The sequence below is a fragment of the Blautia marasmi genome (assembly GCF_900258535.1).
Lineage (GTDB): Bacteria > Bacillota > Clostridia > Lachnospirales > Lachnospiraceae > Blautia > Blautia hominis.
Genome location: NZ_OIWX01000001.1, coordinates 4,339,738 through 4,355,994, shown reverse-complemented (window position 1 = coordinate 4,355,994; position 16,257 = coordinate 4,339,738). Strand labels below are relative to the sequence as shown.

Below are 16,257 nucleotides of genomic sequence, written 5' to 3'. Positions count from 1 at the left end.
CTTCTATATAATATCCACTGCTGTTTAAAAGTCAAACGCCTGTCTGATCAGTGCAATGTCTGCCTTTGAAAAGGTGCGCTCCCCATCCTCGTTTTCAATGGTCACGCTGTCCGCATCATAGGCTTTCAGTATACCGTAAAATTCCTTTTCCCGGTCAATGGCACGGTAGGTCCTGATCTCCAGTTCCTTCCCCATATTTCTAAGGTAATCTTTCTCTTTTTTCAGTGGTCTTCCAAGGCCGGGGGAACTTACTTCCATAATATAAGCAGTGTCGATAAAATCTTCTTCATCCAGCTTTTCAGAAAATGCTCTGCTGACAACTTCACAGTCATTCACAGCAATGCCGCCTTCTTTATCAATGTAGGCACGCAGATACCAGTTGCTGCCTTCCTTCACATATTCCATATCCACAAGCTCAAAACCATGGCTTTCCAGGATGGGTGTTATCAGGGCTTCTGCTTTCTGCTCGTATCGTTCTCTTTGACTCATTCTTTCACCTTCTTCCGCATCTTCTGTCTGGTACTCGATAAAGTTATAAATTAAGCTATATTTGTGGTAACTTTATGGGTACTTAGTTTCCCACTACATAATAAGAGTGGACCGCAGGCCCACTCTTATGTTATCGTGATTATCAAGTTCTATACCAGAATACCACTAAAAGTATGAAGTTGCAAGTGTTTTTTACCAATAGACGGTAAGGAGCATGTCCTCATCACTGTATCCGATGTTCCACTGATAGGTCTCACCTTCCCCAAAATGATAGGCTTCCCGCACGGCCCGCTCGATCAGATCCCCGTCCACCATGGCCGCAACGGCCTGCTGATAACTGTCCGGATCGGCAAACTTAAAATCTTCCCGCTCCCGTCCCTCCGATATGGAGGAGGTCAATACATAGTAAATCTCATTTTCATCATAATAGGAGTACCAGGTGCCGTTCATTTTATAGTAGTTATAACTGTCATCCGCACATTCCGGCAGCGGCAGAAGCGCATCCGGTGTATGTGTGGCGAGAAGTGTTGTGGCGTCACAGCAGAGATAAGTGTAAGATATTTCCTGTACAGCACCTTCCTGCTGCTCCGAAAATCCAGGATTTGCCCAGGTGGTATCCACGTAGTAATAATTATCCCCTATTTTCACCAGGTTCCATGCATGTTCTTCATTGTTGGGCGCCGCCGTTCCGGTAACCAGGGTACAGAAGATTCCCATCTTACCAAGCAGATACTGGGTTGCTTTTGAAAATCCGGCACATACTGTGACCTGGTTTAAAAAGACGCTCTGGATGTTCTGGTTGTTGGAGCTGGATGGGTCATAAGCGATGTTCTGGCTCAGAAACTCATAGATATATTTTATCCTGCCGTAAGTATCCGCCTCCTGCGGCACCTGGGCAAGCCACTGGTCCGCTGCTGCCTCAATGGAGGCTTTTACAGCTTCTATTTCCGACTTATCCATATTGTAAACAAGCTGCAGATCCACACTGCTGGCCATATCCGGGGAACCGTCCCCCTGAAAGGTATAAGACTGCTGGTCCAGCCAGAAAAATTCCGGGTGATCCACAAACACCATATTATTGACCAGGTTGATCTCCTCCTCTGTACAGGGGTCTACGGAAACCTCATCCTTGTATTCCAGGATGCCGTTCAAAAGCTGCCGGTACACCTTCTGCTGTTTCTCTGTCAGGCTTTCATATCCGTAGGGTATGTAATCACCGTTTACATACTGCAGGGCGTCCGCCTCTGCGATCTCCTCTTTCTGGGGCTCAAAAACCTGATATATTTTCTTCTGTACCGTTTCGGATACACTGTCTTTTGACTCTGTGCTTATCTCCCTGCCGCAGCCGGAAACCATGAAGGAAACTACCATCACTCCGCACAAAAACAGACTGTATACTTTTTTTCTCATGGGCATATTCTCCTAGTCAAACCATTTCTTGTGTTTAAAATACCAAATCTCTATAATAACGATCAGGATCACCACGCCGATCAGGATAAAATAGCTGCTTCCGTAATGAAGCTCCGGCATATTGATAAAATTCATGCCATACCAGCCTGTGATCAATGTCAAAGGCATAAATATGGTGGTGACCACTGTGAGAAACTGCATGATCTTATTCTGCCTTTCCGCAGTCCTGGCCTGATACATCTCCCGAATCTGAAGGGTATACTCCCGCAGATTCCTGGTATTATCCGCCAGGCGCTGGATCCTCTTGCCCATGATCCGGAAAAGGCGGCAGTCCTCCTCCCCCAGAAATCCGGTGTAATTCTCTTCCAGCATTTCACAGAAGTCGGCAAGCTGGTCGTAGTAAGTATTCATGCGCAGGAGCTCTCTGCGTACAGCCAGCATTCTGGCCGGACAGTCCTTGATCTCCTCACGGAAAAGCCCATCCTCCATGTCCGTCATCTTCAGCTCATATGCCTGGAGAAAACGCACATCATCTTCCAGAAGACGTTCCATGAACTCAAAGAGGAAATGTGCCACATAGCTCTGTTCCTGGAATCGGATCTCTTCCATACGCTTCACTATATGGGCCACGAATCCGGACTCATCCACAAACAGAAGTTTTTCTTTATCCATATAATACCCGAAAGAAATGGGTTTTTCCAGCAGTTTTTCTTTCTGCGGAACGGAAAAAGTTCCCACCACACAATCCTTCTGCATCTCAGCCTTGCAGAAATGCACATGTTCCAAGCTCCGAAGAAGCAGACGGCCAGGGCTGGTGTCCCCATATTTTCTTTTGTAGGATTCCATGTTCAGTATCTCAATAAGACAGTCCCCCGGAGCCGGAATTTCTTTTTCTCCCAGACCTGACATTTTCTTATTTAAACCATATCTCATAGCCCCTCCTGTATCCGCGCTGTTCTTCGTATCCCCTGGGGGATGTCTGTTACAGCCTTATTTTTGTGCCTTTTGTGTCACGTTTTGCCAGCTTCAGCCTGTTCAGCGTCACATTCTTCTCTTTATAGGTAACGGTGTATTCCGTACGGCTTTCCAGCAGATACGCGTGCTCCACCTCATCATCCTCTGCAATGCGAATGCCGCGCACACCGATGGCAGTCTTCTTTTTATCCGGTACCTCCTCTTTCATAAAACGAAGGAAGAGGCCGTTTTTCGTCTGAAGCACCACATATTCCATGGGGTCAGCAATCTGTACTAAGATCAACCGGTCCCCCTCCGCCAGCTTTGTGGCTGCTATCGTCCGTTTTGACACATCAAACTCTGTTCCTGCCACCTGTTTCAGCATACCTGTTTTTGTGGCAAAGAACAGCATGGACTCTTTGATCCCTGACAGGCTGGATACAAATACCATCTGCTCCAGAGAGCTGTCAAAATTACTCACATTATCAATGGGAGTCCCCTTGTCCCTGAACTTACCAAATGGCAGGTCCAGCACCTTGATGGTATGCATTCTGCCGGAATCTGTAAACACACATATCTTATCTGTATTGAGGCAGGAGAATATATATTTGTTCTCGCTGTCCGCTGTCTCCTTATTCCGCTCATAGGCTGCCTTGTCTATAGTTCTGGCATAACCGAAACGGTCCATCAAGAACACAACTTCCATTTCCTCGATCTTCTTTTCCTCATATACCGCTTCCGCTGCATTCTCAATGGCTGTTAGGCGTTTTTTTCCAAATTCCTTTTTCACGGCTTTCAGTTCATCAATGATAACAGCAGCCATAGATTCGTAGTTGTTCAGAATATCTTCATAGCGTGCTATATTTTTCAATGTGATCTCATGTTCCGCCATCAGTGCCTCAACTTCCAGGCCAATGAGCTTATAGAGGCGCATGTCCAGGATCGCTGCGGCCTGCCGCTCTGTGAACTGCAGTTTTTTAGCCTGCCGTTCACTTGTTTTTGTCTTGAAACGGATTCCTTCCGTCATACCGCTTACCAGACAGTTTTTCACCTGCTCCCTGTTCTTGCTTCCCCGCAGGATCTCAATGATCAGGTCGATCACGTCACAAGCCTTGATCAGACCTTCCTGTATCTCCTGTTTTTCCCGCTCTTTTGCAAGCAGTGTCTGATACTTTCTGGTAGCCACCTCAAACTGGAAGTCTACATGGTATTCAATGACTTGTTTTAAGCTTAAGATCTCCGGCCTTCCGTCTGCAACCGCAAGGATATTGACACCAAACGTGTCCTCCAGCCTTGTCTTTTTGTACAGCATGTTGGTGAGGTTTTCCACATCCGCACCTTTTTTCAGTTCCAGCACAATGCGGATCCCCTCTTTTGAGGACTGGTTGGAAATGTCCACAATGTCCGTGGTCTTTTTCGTCTCCACCAGCGTTGCCACATCGTTGAGGAATTTGCCGATATTGGCACCGATCATGGTGTAGGGAATCTCCGTGATCACAAGAAGTGTTCTTCCGGCTTTTCCCTTTTCCACCTCCACCTTGCCGCGGATCTTGATCTTGCCGCTCCCGCTCTCGTAAATAGACGGAAGGTCGTCTTTATTGACCACGATTCCTCCTGTTGGGAAATCCGGTCCTTTGATGTACTTCATCAGATCTTTTGTTGTGATGGTGTTGTCCTTCATATAAGCCACAACGCCGTCAATGACCTCATTTAAATTGTGGGGAGGAATGCTGGTCGCCATACCTACAGCAATACCGTCCGCACCGTTCAGCAGCAAGTTGGGAACCTTGACGGGAAGCACCGCCGGCTCTTTCTCCGTCTCATCAAAGTTTGGCACAAAGTCCACAACATTCTTATCCAGGTCTGCCAGATAGACTTCCTGGGTTATTTTTTCCAGGCGGGCTTCCGTGTACCTCATGGCAGCCGCCCCGTCCCCCTCTATGGAACCAAAGTTTCCGTGTCCGTCCACCAGGGTCTGGCCTTTTTTAAATTCCTGCGCCATGACCACAAGGGATTCATAGATGGAGCTGTCGCCGTGGGGATGGTATTTACCCATAGTATCGCCTACAATACGGGCACATTTTCTGTACGGCCTGTCATAGCGGATCCCCAATTCGTACATATCGTAAAGGGTTCTCCGCTGTACCGGCTTTAAGCCATCCCGTACATCCGGAAGGGCGCGGGCAACAATGACGCTCATGGCATAGTCAATATATGACTTCTGCATGATCTCCGAATATTCTGTTCTGATGATATTATCCTGTACGTTCGCCATTTCGCTCCTCCTATATGTCTAATTCCGCATCCTGGGCGTGTTCATAGATGAATGCTTTTCTGGGCGGCACCTCTGTTCCCATAAGTACCTCTGTCACATCGGACGCCATGCGGGCATCCTCGATTTCCACCAGCTTTAAAAGCCTGGTTTCCGGGTTTAGGGTTGTCTCCCAGAGCTGCTGCGCGTCCATCTCACCCAGACCTTTGTACCGCTGCAGGGTGAAGGGACCTCTATGCCTTTTTCTGTAGCGCTCCAGTGCCTTGTCATCATAGAGGTATTCCTCTTTTCCCTTTGCGGGCATGGCTTTATAGAGGGGCGGCATGGCAATATACACGTGTCCCTCATAGATCAGTTCCGGCATGAAGCGGTAGAACAGGGTCAGAAGCAGTGTGGAAATGTGGGCACCGTCCACATCGGCATCTGCCATAATGATGATCTTGTCATAGCGCAGCCTGCTGATATCAAAATCGTTGCCGTATCCTTCTGAAAATCCGCAGCCAAAGGCATTGATCATGGTCTTGATCTCTGCATTTGCCAGCACTTTGTCAATGGTGGCTTTCTCTACATTCAGAATCTTACCGCGGATGGGAAGGATGGCCTGGAAGTTCCTGTCCCTGGCTGTCTTGGCACTGCCCCCCGCGGAATCTCCCTCCACAATGAAAATCTCACACAGGGAGGGGTCACGCTTCTCGCAGTTTGCCAGCTTGCCGTTGGAGTCAAAAGAGTATTTCTGCTTTGTCAGCAAGTTGGTCTTAGCCTTTTCCTCTGTTTTTCTGATCTTCGCGGACTTCTCCGCACAAGAAAGGATGTTTTTCAGGGTGTCCAGATTTCTGTCCATAAAGAAAACAACCTCTTCCCCCGTCACTTTACCTGTGGCTTTAGCCGCATCCTGGTTGTCCAGCTTGGTCTTGGTCTGTCCCTCAAAACGCGGGGACGGATGCTTGATGGAAACCACGGCGGTCATGCCATTTCGGATATCCGCACCTGTAAAATTGGGATCCTTTTCCTTCAAAACTCCCAGTTCCCTGGCATAATTGTTCATCACAGAAGTAAATGTAGTTTTAAATCCGGTCAGATGAGTGCCGCCTTCCGCATTGTAAATGTTGTTGCAGAAACCCAGCACGTTCTCCCGGAATTCATTGATATACTGGAAAGCGACCTCCACGGTTATGCCCTCGGATTCCCCCTTAAAATACACAGGGTCGTGAAGGATCTCACATTTTTTGTTCAGGTCTTTTATAAATCCTACGATACCCTCCGGCTCACGAAAGGTGATACACTCCGGCTCATCCCCTCTCTTGTCCTCAAAGACAATGGTCAGGTCAGGATTCAGATAAGCAGTCTCGTGAAGACGGCTCTTGACCTCTGTGGCGGAGAAACGCGTCTTCTCAAAAATCTCCGGATCGGGAAGGAAGTTCACCAGCGTCCCTGTGGTTTTTGTCCTTCCCAATTTCGGGAGCAGGCCCTCCTCCAGTTCGATGGTGGGGATTCCCCGCTCATAGTGGTCGTGATGGATATAACCTTCCCGGCTGATCTTAATATCCAGGTATGTGGACAGTGCATTCACGACAGAAGAACCCACACCGTGAAGGCCTCCGCTTGTCTTATAGGCAGAGTCGTCAAATTTTCCGCCTGCGTGCAGAGTGGTGAATACAAGTCTCTCGGCTGACATGCCCTTCTCATGCATTCCCACAGGGATTCCCCTTCCGTTGTCCTCTACGGTGGCGGAACCGTCCCGCTCCAGTGTCACACGGATATCCGTACAGAAACCGGCCAGATGTTCATCCACCGCATTGTCCACAATCTCATAAATCAAATGGTTCAAACCTTTCCTGGAAACACTGCCGATATACATACCGGGCCGTTTCCTTACAGCCTCCAGTCCTTCCAGAACGGTAATGCTGCTGGCATCATAGGTTGTTTTTTTTGCCATTCCTGTTCGTCCTTTCTATTCCTGATTCAGTATATTTTCAATTGCTTTTGCAACACCGTCATTTTCGTTGGTATCTGTCACCGCACTGCTGATCTCCTTTACCCTGTCACAGGCATTGCCCATTGCCACAGAGTACCCGGCATTCAAAAGCATTTCATAATCATTATTGCTGTCGCCGATGGCCATGATCTCTTCCTGTCTGACTCCAACCATATCGGCCAGCTTTGCAATGGCATTCCATTTGCTCCATCTTCCATGCACCACTTCTATATTATTGGGGATAACGGAGATGGGATGTACACCGGGGAGCAGATCGATTTCCCTTATCAGCTTATCCTTTTCTTCCATTTTGGATACCAGGATATGTACCTTTCCCACACGGATATCATTCCCTGCCAGAAGCTTCCTGTAATCTGCTGTTATTTTATTGGTGGCAAGAAGCTGGTCACAGTATTCTTCCGGAAGTCCGCATCTTTTGATCACGTCCTGTCCTTTGGCATCCATGTAGGCATCCTGACCTGCATAGATCTCCACATATGTATCGTATTCTGCCGCAAGCTCAAAAATTTTCCTGACATTATCCATGTCCATATCATGAAAATACAGGACATCCTCTGTCCTGCCGCTGCTGATCACGGAACCGTTGCCGTTTATAAAATAAGAGATCTCCCTGAACCCATTTAATACAAACCGGGTATTGCGGTAGGAGCGGCCTGTTGTGGGAACTATAAGGTATCCTCTTCTTCCCGCCTCCTCCACCGCTTCCCTGGTCCGCTGTGAAATGGTGCAGTCATCCCGAAGGAGTGTACCGTCCAGGTCAATAGCTATCATTTTTAAATCTTTTCTCATCTCTGTTCTCCTGTTATTCTTCCTATATACCTAAGGCTTTTTTCCTTTATCCCTTTGCCTCAGTCCCCCTGTTACGCTTCACACAGTCAAACACATATACAGACAGAAGGCCGCAGCAGATGCCAATCACGATTCCCGCCAGCACATCTGTAGGGAAATGCACATATAAGTACAGACGTGAAAAGGCGATCAGCGCCGCCAGCACATAGGCGCAGATGCCTGCCTTTTTATTCCCTGTAAAAAGTGCCGTCGCCGCAGCAAAAGAAGCCTGCGTGTGACCGGAAGGAAATGAATAATCCTTAGGCACCTGGATCAGCAGCTCCACAGTCTCATTGATCCAGCATGGACGCTGCCTCGCCACAAGCGGCTTTAAAATAATATTTCCAAACAATGCGGAAAATATCAGCGCTCCCAACACCAGGACACCGTACTTTCTGTATCGCTTAACGCAGAGCAGCACCAGGCCAAGTACGATCCAGAACCATCCTGCGTTTCCAAGGGATGTGATAAATACTAAAATTTTGTCCAGCAGAGGAGTATGTATCTGCTGCAGAGCATCCAATATTGTAAATTCCCAACCCATATGATTTTCCTTTCTGTTTCGGATTCGACCTATATCATAACTTATTTTGGGGATTTTTTCAAATCTATTCTGTAAATCGGTGAAGATGAGGGGGGACGGTAAAAAGCCTTTGGCTCCGGGACGGGGAGGCAAAGGCTTTTTTGTCTATGATATTTAGAAATATACTATAAGGCCGTTTCTTATCTCGGGGCTTGCCAGGTCTATGGTAAGAATACCTCTATCTACCCCACGGAATATATCTCACTTCATTGTAATGATTGTTTAGAAGGTTTTTCGCTGATAGATATGGATAAAAACTCACTACTGTAGATGCTGCTTTTCTCCTCCTCCGTATCTTCGTATATTTCTGCCACTTTTTTCTCTTTACCCAAACCAATCCCACAAGCCATTAAAGCTCCATCCCTTGTCTGGATAAACGTATTGTATTCATAATGATCATTATAATCCATAATGATATCTTCTGTCCATTTTAAGTTGGTTGTTTCAAATCCTATGTCTTCCAACCAGACTAATTATCTTATCACTGTGGAATATAAAGTTCCTGAGTAAAACGATTATTTTTATATTCTGTATGGTGTATAACATTTGGATAATTTTTTAATATCTCTTTGGCATTAAAAAGTCCAAGACCGTATCCGGTATCTTTTGTTGTAAAACCATTTTCATACAGTTTCTCGATAGGAAAACGGTTCATATTGCACGAATTTGTAAGACAGATTATAATATTGTCTTCATTTTCTAAAAGACCACAGAATAAATATTTCTCTTCAGTTTCAAACGCTGCTTCTATAGCATTATCAAGAAAGATGCCCATTAGCCGGGATAAGTCAATAGGCTTCATAGAATTAGTAGAAGTAAGAGGTGTGGGTATATCAATATTCAACTGTAGATTCAGAGAGGATGCGCGTATAAATTTCTGGTACAATAACCCTTTTAGTTCTAAAATCTGTATATTTGCAAGTTTTCCGAGTGATGCAGTATCTTTGGAAAACTGTTTTCCAGTAGGAAGAATTTTATTATGAAAATACTCATTCAGGAGTTCAAAATCTCGTTGTTCTATATAACAATTAAGAGTGGCTAGAATGTTTATGTAATCGTGCTTGAAGGAACGCATTTGCTGGTAAAGATCTTCTAATTTTGCTGTATATTCTTGCAGATTTTTATATTCTTCTAGTTTTGACTTTTTTTCTAAATCCTGTTTAATACTTCTGATAATTTGATATAACATAATTATAGTAAAGGCAAAATATAGTAAAAAAAGAAAACAATTTAAAAGTATACTGAATAAAGGGTATCCTAAATATTGACTTGAGGCAAAGTTAGTAATCAATATACATGCACAAATAGTGGTAAATAGACAAATATAAATAATGATTTTAGTATTGAATTTTTGATTGATAAAATAATTTATTTGTCTTTTGAAAATTTGTTTAATTGCAGATGTTGTAATGTATAGAAGTAAAATATAACATATAGTAAATAGGGTTTGAAGGTACCAACCAATTTGCATTATATTAATACCTGTTATAAAATAGATGATAGCCATACATAAATAATTAAATAATACATTAAAAATATATCCTATTATTCCAAGAATAAAGATTTGAAATTTTTTATTTTGACCTATGAGTACCACAAATATTACATACCCCACCATTAAATATGTTAAAAAATTACCCACAATTGGTAATAAGTGAATTGACATTATGAATATACCGGTAATGATAAAAAATATATTATTTACTTTGATAGGGAGAGGAGTTAAATTTGTACATGCTATCATTAAAACTAGAGCCCCCATTAAGATATCTATATAAAATTGTAGAGTGTGATTCATAGTAACCTCCAAACGTTTATGTTGTTTCTTGAAACGTTCAAGCATTTTATAATAAAACTGTATTTTATATAGTATTATATATTTATTCATTTGATAACGCAATAATAATTGAGAAATATGTAGATTATAATCATATCTTTTTTATACAAAAGACGTAATTAAATGAGTTAGTTGTTGGCTACGTACACTAAAATATATGTAGAAATCCATCTATAACAGTATAAATAAATGTCTGAATTTTAAAAGAATAAAGCTTTCAGACTGTCTGAAGGGAGAAATTAATGTCAAATAAAAAAATAGATTTACTTATTCAAAATATTATGAAGTATGCAAATAATTCTATGAAACACTCGTTACCAGTATTTACATACGAACCTCAATTTAAAGAATATAGTAGAGAAATGAAACTTTGTACATCAGAAACATCCACACAGCAAACGGTCGATGAAGAGTCAAGAGATGACATATAGCTGATTATGATACTTTAATCCCTTTTTTGTTATACCATATCTAATCTTCATTCAACGAGTCTATGAATTCTGATATCTTGATGGGGGAGGCTATGATGGAAACAACCCTCAGACCGGAAACAACTCCCGGCTTGAGGAGGACCTCACATCGGCTCTTTTAGCCCTGTTCCTCCCTCTCTTTTCAGCAGAAAAGGAGGACAAAGATGCATCAGTTTTCGATCATCTCATCCTCAGAGTAATCAAATAGTTCTTTGATGATCAAAGCACCGGCCGACTATTACATTGACAGGAGCATTAGGACGTGAAGCTTTTTCACTATAAAAAACCGGAAAACGTTTTTCACCAATAGCAGAAAAAATCCCCTCAGCAAATATCTTTGCCCATGATTTTTCTGATTCCTTTTATTCTCATGAAGTAAGACCAATAAAGCTATCTATAAATGAAATCTGCCGGCATGAATCCTCTGTAAATAATATATGAAACACCTACTTTCCTAAGATACTTCTTTTGTACTATAGGTAGCGTTGTGATTCAGTAAAATCTACAAAGTATATGAAATTTTCAAGTCGCCACACCGGACTAGATATGATGTGATGGCTCCCGGATGGACAGAGACTTTTGCTGTAATAGATTCAAACAACACCCAATATTGCTAATACTACTGCAGTTACCACTATAGATATGAAAATACCATTCATTTTCACAAACCAATATATCTTTACTTTCTTACGGTTATCCTCCATAATTTTTTCTTTATGCAATTGAATCTTCCCAGCATTCCACAAATTTTCCGTCATCAAAGAAATCAGAACCTCTATCACTAAAATTCCGGCTATCAGATAGAACACAAACAACATAAGGCTATCATGCCCTAATTTATACTGTTCTTTAAGAATACTTAAGTCACTTAGGGACACTCCATGTATTTTCTTTATAAGCTTTTCTATCTTCCACGCAGATGCGGCAGACGTAATCTTGAGACACACTCCGTCATAATATCCTGCCACTGCGCCTGTCTCCCTGATGATTTTCTCTGCTGTATCCCCGGAAATATAAGCCACGTTATTTTTACTTTTCCGTGTATTAGAAAACACGTATTCTTTTTGTGTATGTTTTTCTTTCCCCACGGTGAGCAGTGTCTGACTGGATAATTTGGATATAAAAAATCCCAATTTTTCCGGAAGAAAAATCATCTCTTCTGCTTTTGAATCTGAAATGTAATTCCCACAGATACCATAAAGGTCAAATTCTTTCTTCTCCTCTCCAATTGAACCCGCCTGTAGTTTATATAAGGGATAAACCGTTTCAATGTCCTTCCATCTTTCCAGTTCTGAAACTGTTTCTAATGATACATAACTGTCCGTTATCCATATCTCCTGACTCTTGTAAGCATTTTTTATCCTCTTAAACTGCTCTTTTGGCAGTACAATGGCTGCAGCAAATAGAAGTGCAAAAAAAATCAATATCCATTTGTATCTTCCTCTCTCAAAGAGTTGTTTACCGATATATCTCCATTCACTTATCATGATTCTCTTTTACCTTTTTTAGAAAATAAGCTAAACAAAGCATAATGATTTCGGCTAGAATCCCTATAGTTATCCACCACTGTACCGACATCTTCTCCCCTTCTTTCTTATTATCATTATCTGAAAGCAGTATTGGTGGCTGCAGCTCTGTGGTGAAAGGAATTTCCTCCACATATTCTTTCCCTAGTTCATCGCTGTAACTTATTCGGTATGTACCGTTTATTTCTCCGTATTTATCCTTTCCTTCCTTGCCATCCACCAGCAAAATACCATCTGCTTCCGCAGCATCCCTGCTTTCGATTTCTCCAATGAACATGGTGTTCTGAAATTTCAACCCCTCAGCAGTCAGGGAAATAGTCAAATTATAGGCTTTTCCTGCTCCGGTATTCATAAAGCTTCCTTTCACTGCAATAGCATCTCCAACGTAAATCTGCTTATTCGGCTTCGTCATCTCTGCAGTTACTTTAGGTATCTTCCGTATCTTAACTACGACAGTCCCCTCCTCTGTCAACTGTTCAGCTTCCCCATTTTCATAGGCCGCTTTATATTGAAGTGTGAAAGCATCTGTTTCAATTCCCATTTGAACCAAAACCTCCACGGAAATCTCTATTGTCTCTTTATGTCCGATATGTTCAAAATACCAGACTGTGCTTTCATTTAATATGGAAATATCCTTTTCCTGACTTGTGACAGAAAGGCTTACATTATTTATGTTTTCTTTTTCGCTCATATTCTGAAATTGCAGATGGAAAACAGCACTTTCACCTGGAACAACCTCTTCTTCCTCACAAGTTGTTCCTATATGAAGTAACTTGGGGGATGATTTCTTCTCTGCATCTTCCTGAGTAACACCATCCTCCGGCAGTCCCGCGTTGATTTCACCTCCATTTTGGGCTGTATTTGCCTCTTCCCCAGTCTCCCCAATTTCTGTTTTTTCTTCTTCCGCTTCTTCTTTTTCCTCTGCCATTTTTTCCGTAACATTGACATAAGTTGTAAAGGTCTGTTTAAACTTCTTGCTGCCAATGCTTTCCCCTGAAATTTCCCAGGTTATAGGAAAAGTACCACCCATCCTCTCCTGTTTTAACTCCAGCGTCAGCTTTATGTAATACACGGATTTCTTCGCTTTCTGTTCAGCAGTAGTAATCTCTTTTTCTTTTACATACATGTCATAATTCTTATAAATAAAGGGATTCTCCTGTGTATCACCTATATTGGGACTCACACGGATCTCTTTGTTAAGAATCTCTCCTTTGTGCAGCAAAGGCAGTATAATCTCAACACTGTCTTCACCCTCTTTTGGTATGTATCCATTGCTGTAGGAAGTATCCATTCCCTCATACACAGTCTGATTATCTATATACAGTTCCACGTCTGTACTTTCTTCCTGTTTATCCTGGCCCGGTTCTTCCTGATTACTGGAATTTTCCTGTTCTGAAGTCATATATGCAGCATCCTCTGTACCGGCGGCGGCAATTGTTTGTCCAAACAGAGTGCCTATAAGAATTCCTGCCAGAATAATACTCTTTTTCATCTTGTCAATACCTCCAGACATCCATTATCTATCTCACAGACTTCATCGCACAAAATATCAATATCTTTTTGATTATGGCTAACCAACAGAATTGTTTTTCCCTCTTGCTTTAGTTCCAATATCAGTTCACGTATCTCTTTAATTCCCCTTTTGTCCAGACCATTAAATGGTTCATCCAATATAAGAATGTTAGGATTTTCCATAATAGCCTGTGCAATTCCCAGGCGCTGGCGCATTCCGAGAGAATACTTTCCCACACTCTTTTTCAAATCGGGATTTAACCCCACCTTACAAATGGCTTTTCGGATATCATCTCTATTTATTTTTCCATTGAGCGCTGCGAGAATCCTCAGATTTTTCATACCTGTCATATTTGGAAGAAAACCAGGACTTTCAATAATAGCGCCAATATTTTCAGGAAAATCCACATCCCTGCCAATCCACTTTCCCCGGACAAAAATCTTTCCAGAATCCGGAATCAGAAAACCGCAGATGCATTTCAGCAAGACGGTCTTTCCACTTCCATTATTTCCAATCAGGCCGTATATTTTCCCAGCCTGAAGCGTATAAGTAATGTCCTTTAACACCTTCTCCCCCCGAAAAGATTTACAGACATGCTCAATTATAATAATATCTTCTCTCAATTTTCCAGGGTACCTCCGAAGTTAAAATTATATTTCCGCATACCCGCCAGAGCCAGTATAAACAGGAGGATTAAAACCACTCCGGAATACACCAGACTCTGCCAAATAGTTGGCAGTTTATCGTAACCAAAATTATGCAAATGGTATGTAGCCTGCCTTAACGGGGAAGCCCAGCCTGCAATCACATACAGCTTATACCGCTCCTGCTCGCTGATATGAAACAATTCCCCGATCAATTCAGGACTCATAAGCACTGTGTAAAGGTTAAATGAAATTCCTGCGGCCATACCAGCCGTCTCAGACAACAAAATTCTGAAAACAAACATAAAGAATACCATAAGACAAGAATAAAGAAAAATCAGTGTAATTATGATCAACATACATTGATACGGCCGTGACATCTCTATGGTTCTGGCAGAAGATGCCAGAGATAAAGTTTCGCCTGCATCTGAAAAGGCCAGCTTCACTGCCGTTTCACTCCACCTGTTCCCTATAAAACAGCGCGGTCCACAGATAATGACCGTTGACAGCAAGATTGCCATCATATAAATCCCTGTAGCCAAAATTACATAAAGCACCTGGCCAGTCAGCCATACCTTCCTGCTCATGCGCATGAGATGATAAGGCACTTCCTTACCAAGATACGGAACATCAGAAAATAGCAAGAGCAGAACCACTGAAATCAGCAGAACTGCATAACTGTCGTCAAAAGTCCAGATGAATGGTTCAAATATCTGCATAACCGTATGATGCTGCTCTGAAAAATCTAATATTCTTTCCAACAAGAGATAACATATAACAAAATTCAGGCCAAAAGCGGTCCATACTTTGGAATTATGTTTCCAAAGGCGGAAATAAAAGACCACAACCATACCTGTCTGCTTCATTTTAATCATTTCCGTACCTCTTATAAACAATGACTGCAAGAATCAAATTAACGGCAATACACAATAAGAGAAGGAATAACCACTGACCATATTTCCCGCCATACCAGTCTTGTCCTTTTTGTATCCACATATAGGGATTTAACATTATTAACTGCTTAAAAAAACGCTGATTCATAATCACCAGAAGGTAGAATCCAATAAAAGGCGCAAGATAAGACAAGTATATACTTTTCATAGCATAAGAAATCATCATAGCAAAACTACTCCAAAAAAAATTAAACAGCAGATATGTAATTCCAAAAGACAATATCTCTCTGACAGATTCTATCATTCCACTCTCCACAGGCAAAACCTCTCGAGGACTCAAAAACAAAAACTGCTTCACAGCACAGAAGAAACAAGCTGTTATAAAAACCGTGTTAATAACACAAAAGTTCACTGCAATCTTACCTTTTATATAATCAATTCGTCTTTCACGGCAAAAACAGGGGTAGTAAAACCTACTTTCATAATCCTCTCTAAGACTCGACGCATATGCCGTTCCGCTTATGACCGCAAAAAACAAAACGGTATGCTGATCCTGGAGTATGAGCGAAAGCAAATGAATCCAAAATCCCTGTGCCAGCCATTCTTTTTCTTCTGCCAGATGGCAAATCCTTTCAGACTGCAAAATCATGACAGCAATCACCAAGAAATTTATCATATAAAAACGCTTTTGTTCTAAAACCCGAATCAATTCTGCATATATATATCTCATATAATTTCCTGCCTGTTACTCTTATTATGTAACTATTGGGTATCCTCATCAGCTTTGACTTTGCCTGGCTGTTGATTGTTTTCCCCCTCACAGGGTCTTTCCTACAGTCAAC

The 16,257-nt window shown here is 42.3% G+C and carries 15 protein-coding genes; 1 reads left to right on the top strand and 14 read right to left on the bottom strand.

Annotation, left to right across the window (positions count from 1 at the left end):
- Window positions 1–24: 24 nt before the first annotated feature.
- The 9 genes from C6P39_RS18875 to C6P39_RS18835 form a co-directional block, all read right to left on the bottom strand.
- Window positions 25–489, bottom strand: a complete 465-nt coding sequence (locus C6P39_RS18875) for a ribosome maturation factor RimP (protein ID WP_104804821.1) — start codon at window positions 487–489, stop codon at window positions 25–27.
- Window positions 490–681: 192 nt separating this feature from the next.
- Window positions 682–1,899: a transglutaminase domain-containing protein gene (locus C6P39_RS18870; protein WP_158661625.1), complete on the bottom strand. Its 1,218-nt coding sequence runs from the start codon at window positions 1,897–1,899 to the stop codon at window positions 682–684.
- Window positions 1,900–1,911: 12 nt separating this feature from the next.
- The gene (locus C6P39_RS18865) at window positions 1,912–2,832 is read right to left on the bottom strand and encodes a magnesium transporter CorA family protein (protein WP_104804819.1); all 921 of its coding nucleotides are present in this window, start codon (window positions 2,830–2,832) and stop codon (window positions 1,912–1,914) included.
- Between the two features lie 49 nt (window positions 2,833–2,881).
- Window positions 2,882–5,128, bottom strand: coding sequence for a DNA gyrase/topoisomerase IV subunit A (locus C6P39_RS18860; RefSeq protein ID WP_104804818.1), 2,247 nt, complete (start codon window positions 5,126–5,128; stop codon window positions 2,882–2,884).
- Window positions 5,129–5,138: 10 nt separating this feature from the next.
- Window positions 5,139–7,061 (bottom strand): DNA gyrase/topoisomerase IV subunit B, encoded by a 1,923-nt coding sequence (locus C6P39_RS18855; protein WP_104804817.1) that lies wholly within the window; start codon window positions 7,059–7,061, stop codon window positions 5,139–5,141.
- A gap of 15 nt (window positions 7,062–7,076) precedes the next feature.
- A complete protein-coding gene (locus tag C6P39_RS18850) occupies window positions 7,077–7,910 on the bottom strand; it encodes a Cof-type HAD-IIB family hydrolase (RefSeq protein WP_104804816.1) in 834 nt (277 codons plus the stop codon).
- Window positions 7,911–7,956: 46 nt separating this feature from the next.
- Window positions 7,957–8,493, bottom strand: a complete 537-nt coding sequence (locus tag C6P39_RS18845) for a phosphatase PAP2 family protein (protein ID WP_104804815.1) — start codon at window positions 8,491–8,493, stop codon at window positions 7,957–7,959.
- A 245-nt stretch (window positions 8,494–8,738) separates the two neighbouring features.
- Window positions 8,739–8,942, bottom strand: a complete 204-nt coding sequence (locus tag C6P39_RS18840; RefSeq protein ID WP_158661624.1) for a hypothetical protein — start codon at window positions 8,940–8,942, stop codon at window positions 8,739–8,741.
- Between the two features lie 71 nt (window positions 8,943–9,013).
- Window positions 9,014–10,330, bottom strand: a complete 1,317-nt coding sequence (locus C6P39_RS18835) for a sensor histidine kinase (RefSeq protein WP_158661623.1) — start codon at window positions 10,328–10,330, stop codon at window positions 9,014–9,016.
- Window positions 10,331–10,611: 281 nt separating this feature from the next.
- On the opposite strand from C6P39_RS18835, the gene C6P39_RS18830 reads away from it, so the two are divergent.
- Window positions 10,612–10,800 (top strand): hypothetical protein, encoded by a 189-nt coding sequence (locus tag C6P39_RS18830; protein ID WP_104804812.1) that lies wholly within the window; start codon window positions 10,612–10,614, stop codon window positions 10,798–10,800.
- A 632-nt stretch (window positions 10,801–11,432) separates the two neighbouring features.
- Here C6P39_RS18830 and C6P39_RS18825 read toward each other — a convergent pair.
- Genes C6P39_RS18825 through C6P39_RS18805 form a run of 5 tightly spaced genes read right to left on the bottom strand, consistent with a single transcriptional unit; the run spans window position 11,433 to window position 16,145 of the window.
- A complete protein-coding gene (locus tag C6P39_RS18825) occupies window positions 11,433–12,326 on the bottom strand; it encodes a hypothetical protein (RefSeq protein WP_104804811.1) in 894 nt (297 codons plus the stop codon).
- Entirely contained in the window at window positions 12,316–13,857 is a 1,542-nt protein-coding gene (locus C6P39_RS18820; protein ID WP_104804810.1) for a COG1361 family protein, read from the bottom strand. The genes C6P39_RS18825 and C6P39_RS18820 overlap by 11 nt, the downstream gene beginning before the upstream one ends.
- A complete protein-coding gene (locus tag C6P39_RS18815; RefSeq protein WP_330407092.1) occupies window positions 13,854–14,444 on the bottom strand; it encodes an ATP-binding cassette domain-containing protein in 591 nt (196 codons plus the stop codon). The genes C6P39_RS18820 and C6P39_RS18815 overlap by 4 nt, the downstream gene beginning before the upstream one ends.
- A 53-nt stretch (window positions 14,445–14,497) precedes the next feature.
- Window positions 14,498–15,397: a hypothetical protein gene (locus C6P39_RS18810; protein WP_104804808.1), complete on the bottom strand. Its 900-nt coding sequence runs from the start codon at window positions 15,395–15,397 to the stop codon at window positions 14,498–14,500.
- Window positions 15,390–16,145 carry a hypothetical protein gene (locus C6P39_RS18805; RefSeq protein ID WP_104804807.1) on the bottom strand — a complete coding sequence of 252 codons (756 nt, stop codon included), beginning with the start codon at window positions 16,143–16,145 and terminating at the stop codon, window positions 15,390–15,392. The genes C6P39_RS18810 and C6P39_RS18805 overlap by 8 nt, the downstream gene beginning before the upstream one ends.
- Between the last annotated feature and the right edge of the window lie 112 nt (window positions 16,146–16,257).

What these genes read in the sequence shown, in the direction of transcription:
- C6P39_RS18875 (WP_104804821.1), bottom strand. Translation starts at nt 489, where the DNA reads ATGAGTCAAAGAGAACGATACGAGCAGAAAGCAGAAGCCCTGATAACA.
- C6P39_RS18870 (WP_158661625.1), bottom strand. Translation starts at nt 1,899, where the DNA reads ATGAGAAAAAAAGTATACAGTCTGTTTTTGTGCGGAGTGATGGTAGTT.
- C6P39_RS18865 (WP_104804819.1), bottom strand. Translation starts at nt 2,832, where the DNA reads ATGAGATATGGTTTAAATAAGAAAATGTCAGGTCTGGGAGAAAAAGAA.
- C6P39_RS18860 (WP_104804818.1), bottom strand. Translation starts at nt 5,128, where the DNA reads ATGGCGAACGTACAGGATAATATCATCAGAACAGAATATTCGGAGATC.
- C6P39_RS18855 (WP_104804817.1), bottom strand. Translation starts at nt 7,061, where the DNA reads ATGGCAAAAAAAACAACCTATGATGCCAGCAGCATTACCGTTCTGGAA.
- C6P39_RS18850 (WP_104804816.1), bottom strand. Translation starts at nt 7,910, where the DNA reads ATGAGAAAAGATTTAAAAATGATAGCTATTGACCTGGACGGTACACTC.
- C6P39_RS18845 (WP_104804815.1), bottom strand. Translation starts at nt 8,493, where the DNA reads ATGGGTTGGGAATTTACAATATTGGATGCTCTGCAGCAGATACATACT.
- C6P39_RS18840 (WP_158661624.1), bottom strand. Translation starts at nt 8,942, where the DNA reads ATGGATTATAATGATCATTATGAATACAATACGTTTATCCAGACAAGG.
- C6P39_RS18835 (WP_158661623.1), bottom strand. Translation starts at nt 10,330, where the DNA reads ATGAATCACACTCTACAATTTTATATAGATATCTTAATGGGGGCTCTA.
- C6P39_RS18830 (WP_104804812.1), top strand. Translation starts at nt 10,612, where the DNA reads ATGTCAAATAAAAAAATAGATTTACTTATTCAAAATATTATGAAGTAT.
- C6P39_RS18825 (WP_104804811.1), bottom strand. Translation starts at nt 12,326, where the DNA reads ATGATAAGTGAATGGAGATATATCGGTAAACAACTCTTTGAGAGAGGA.
- C6P39_RS18820 (WP_104804810.1), bottom strand. Translation starts at nt 13,857, where the DNA reads ATGAAAAAGAGTATTATTCTGGCAGGAATTCTTATAGGCACTCTGTTT.
- C6P39_RS18810 (WP_104804808.1), bottom strand. Translation starts at nt 15,397, where the DNA reads ATGATTAAAATGAAGCAGACAGGTATGGTTGTGGTCTTTTATTTCCGC.
- C6P39_RS18805 (WP_104804807.1), bottom strand. Translation starts at nt 16,145, where the DNA reads ATGAGATATATATATGCAGAATTGATTCGGGTTTTAGAACAAAAGCGT.